Source organism: Nocardia sp. TBRC8007, assembly GCF_056629435.1.
In genome coordinates, this window is sequence record NZ_JBWSOR010000070.1 from 1 (window position 1) to 4,029 (window position 4,029).

Sequence of the window (4,029 nt, forward strand, 5' to 3'; positions counted from 1 at the left end):
GTCGATCGCCCAGCCCCTCGAGGCCATGAGCATTGAACCGGTGCAAGCGTTCTCGCACTGTCTGTGGATGACAACCCAACTCCCGTGCGATCTGCGCGGTGGACATACCGTCCCAACTCGATGTGATCATCCGCGCCCGGCGAATCCAATCCCCCGGAGCATGCCGCGCTGCAGCGAGCTTGCGAATCCTCCTATCCTCCAAAGCATCCAGTGGAAATCTCGCGACCAGCACCTTTGGCAGAACCCACCCCACTACATCCGGACCAACAAGACCAACAAGAAAGTACATGATTTTTGAGGAACGCAGCATTAAGGCGTTTCGACAGCTCGTCGGTAACGAGTCGAACATTATGCGGCACGACAACTCATGCTACACGGTAACGAATCACAACCATATAAGACACATTCTTGGTAACGTAGCATTCGCAATACCCTGGAATTGCATGAATTCTATAAAGTAGATAGCTGGTAGTTCGGTCGATGGCCCACAGTTGGTGCGTAACGTACTGGATAACTATGTTGTTTCGGGCTGTTGTTGTCGGAGCTTCGATTGTGTCAGGTGGGTGGCGACGGAGGATTACCGCATCCAACTCTATCGGTTTCGCATTCGAGTGTTGCGCTGTACTGGGTGGTGCAGGTAATTGGGTAGGTTTGGGGAAGTTTCCGGATTACACGTTTTCCCTCTAGTAGTATGTTCGGTTGTTATGGATTGAATCGGTGTGTCGATCCGGGTTGTTGAGGGATTCTTCTCATAGAGGCACTTGCGAGGTATTTATTATGACGGACCAGGCTTCTTCTTCCTCCTGCCCGTTGACGGCGAGTCAGTTCGGGGTGTGGTTGTCGCAGCAGTTGGATCCCGATCTGCCGTTCAATATTTCGGGTTATGTTGATATTCGTTATGAGCGTGTGCTCGATCTCGATTTATTGGGTGATGCTGCGCGGCAGGCATTGGCGGAGACGTCGATGGCTGCGGTGAATGTGGTTGTCGGTGTCGATGGTCCGTGTCTGGTGGTGGGGGAGTTGGGTGGGTGGGTGCCGGAGGTGGTGGATCTGGAGGGGGTGGCGGACGGGGTGGAACGTGCTCATGTGCTGATGGAGGAGTGGGCGCGGACACGGTTGGATCTGGCGCGGGATCGGTTGGCTGTTTTTCGGATGATCCGGTTGCCGGGGCGGCGGGTGTTTCTGCATTTTGTAGCGCATCACATCCTTTTCGATGGTGTCAGTGGCGGGATCATCGGGAATCGGGTGTTGCAGTTGTATGCGGCGGCGGTGGCGGGTGAGCGGGCTGCGGATACGGGGTATCTGGATGCGCGGGAAGTGTATGAGAGCTTGTTGCATTACCGGGCATCCGAGCGGTTCGAACGCGACCGGGATTTCTGGGGTGGGTATGTGGATGTGGGGGTGGCGCCGTTGCGGTTGCCGGGGTGGGGGGAGGGTGAGGGTGAGCGGGTGGTTGGTCATGAGGTGGTTTTGGGTGTTGGTGAGTTGCGGGGTTTGGCGGCGGTGGCGGAGGGGATGGGGGTGCGGTTGTCGGCGGTGTTGACGGGAGTGGTGGGTGTGGTGGCGGGGGCGTTGGCGTCTCGTGAGGATTTCTATGTGCAGTTTCCGGTGGCGAATCGGAAGGGTCCGGCGGGTGCGACGCCGTGTTTGTTGGCGAATACTGTGCCGTTGCGGGTGTCGTTGGATCCGCGGGTGGGGTTCGATGTTTTCGCCGCGCGGATGGAGGCGGAGATCGGGTCGGTGTTGCGGCACGCCGAATACGATATTTCCGACATTCGGGGGGATATCGGGCGGGCGGGTGGGGATCCGGCGGTAACGGGATTGAGCGTGAACATTATGCCGTTTTTGCCGGTATTGCCGTTTCCGGGTGGGTGGGCGGCTTTTCGTCCTGTTGTGTTGTTACCGACGGGGGATATGATGGTCGCGATCATATGCGATCTGGATTCGGGGAGTGATCTGCAGATCCGGGTGGAGGCCGATGGTCGGTTGTATGGCGTGGATGATTTGCGGTGTTTCATCCGCGCGGTGACGGCGTGTGTGCGGCAGATTGTTGTGGATCCGGTGCGGTCGTTGGCTGCGATTGATGTTGTTGCGTCGGGTGAGCGTGAGTGGGTGCTTCGGGAGTGGAATGCGGCTGTTGTGCCGGTGGATGTTTCGGTGACGGTGGTGTCGTTGTTCGAGGCGTGGGTGCGGCGTTCGCCGGAGGCGGTGGCGGTGATCGATGAGCACCGTGAGTGGTCTTACGGTGAGGTGAATGCGTGGGCGAATGTGGTGGCGCGGTGTTTGATCGGTGTGGGTGTGGGTGTGGGTGCGGTGGTGGCGGTGGCGTTACCGCGGTCGGTGGAGTTGGTGGTGACGTTGTTGGGGGTGTGGAAGGCGGGGGCGGGGTATTTGTCGATCGATCCGGAGTATCCGGTCGACCGTAATCGGTTCATCCTTGCCGATGCTGATCCGGTGGTGGTCGTCACTACCGCGGCGGTTCGGGGTTTGTTGCCCGAGACCGGGATCGGGCTCGTCGTGCTCGATGACCTCGATGTGGGTGTCGGTCTGGGTGGGGAGGTGGGTGTGGGGGAGTGTCGTGGGGTGTTGCGGTCGGGGAGTGTGGCGTATGTGGTTTATACGTCGGGGTCGACGGGGCGGCCGAAGGGGGTGGTGGTGACGCATCGCAGTGTGGTGGGGTTGTTCGAGGCGTCGGCGGGGTGGGGTGGGTTCGGGGTGGGGGATGTGTGGGCGTGGTGTCATTCGCCGGCGTTCGATTTTTCGGTGTGGGAGTTGTGGGGTGGGCTTGTGCATGGTGGTTCGGTGGTTGTGGTGCCGCCCGAGGTGGTGCGGTCGCCGGTGCAGTTGTGGGAGTTGGTGGTGCGGGTGGGGGTGACGGTTTTGAGTCAGACGCCGTCGGCGTTTTATGAGTTGGTCGAGGCCGAGGATGTGTGTGCGGTGGATGTGCGAGCGGGGTCGGTGTTGCGGATGGTGATCTTCGGGGGGGAGCGGTTGGATGTGCGTCGGGTGCGGGGGTGGTTGCCTGCCGCGCGGCCGGGGGGTCCGGTGTTGGTGAATATGTATGGCATCACCGAGACAACGGTGCATGCCACCCGTATCGCCCTCGACGACGCGGCTGGTGATGGGGTGGGGAGTCCGATCGGGGTGCCGCTGGCTAATACGCGGGTTTATGTCCTCGACAATTGGTTGCGTCCGGTGCCGGTGGGGGCGGCCGGTGAGTTGTATATCGCGGGAACGGGGGTGGCGTGTGGATACGTGTCGCGACTGGAACTGACCATGGTGCGGTTTGTTGCTTGTCCGTTCGGGGAGGCGGGGCAGCGGATGTATCGGACCGGGGATCTGGTGCGGTGGACCGCGGCGGGGGTGCTCGAATATCTGGGCCGGGTCGATGAGCAGGTGAAGGTTCGGGGGTTCCGGGTCGAGCCGGGGGAGGTGGAGGCGGTGCTTCTCGGTTATCCCGGGGTGGTGCGGGCTGTGGTCGTTGTTCGTGTCTCCGGTGGTGGTGAGCGTCTTGTCGCGTATCTTGTATCGGAGTCCGAGACTGGTTTCACGACAATTGATCCCATGCTGGTACGTCGGTTCGTGGCCGACCGGTTGCCGGAGTTCATGGTCCCGGCTGCGGTGGTGGTGGTCGAGGCGATGCCGTTGACCCCGAACGGGAAACTCGACCGTGCGGCGTTACCGGACCCGGAGATCGTGTCCGGGGTGGCGTATCGGGCGCCGCGGTCGGAGCGGGAACGAGTGCTGGCGGGGCTGTTCGGTGAGGTCCTGGGGGTGGATCGGGTGGGTATCGATGACAATTTCTTCGACCTGGGTGGGCATTCGCTGTCGGCGACGCGGTTGGTGAGCCGGATCCGGTCGGTGCTCGGGGTAGAGCTACCCATCCGCATCGTATTCGACGCACCCACCGTCGCCCGGCTGGTCACACGACTCGACAACGGTGTGGCGGTGCGGCCGGTGTTGGGGGTGGTGCGGCGCCCGGAGGTGGTGCCGGTGTCGTTCGCGCAGCGGCGGTTGTGGTTCCTGCAT

Annotated in this window: 2 protein-coding genes; one reads left to right on the forward strand and one right to left on the reverse strand. The window is 61.4% G+C overall.

Annotation, left to right across the window (positions count from 1 at the left end):
• On the reverse strand, positions 1–349 hold a 349-nt coding region (locus ACX4ZE_RS22505), incomplete at its 3' end, for a helix-turn-helix domain-containing protein (RefSeq protein WP_480275459.1).
• Between the two features lie 428 nt (positions 350–777).
• Between ACX4ZE_RS22505 and ACX4ZE_RS22510 the strand changes: the two genes are divergently transcribed.
• The coding region (locus ACX4ZE_RS22510) for a non-ribosomal peptide synthetase (protein ID WP_480275460.1) at positions 778–4,029 on the forward strand (3,252 nt) is incomplete at its 3' end.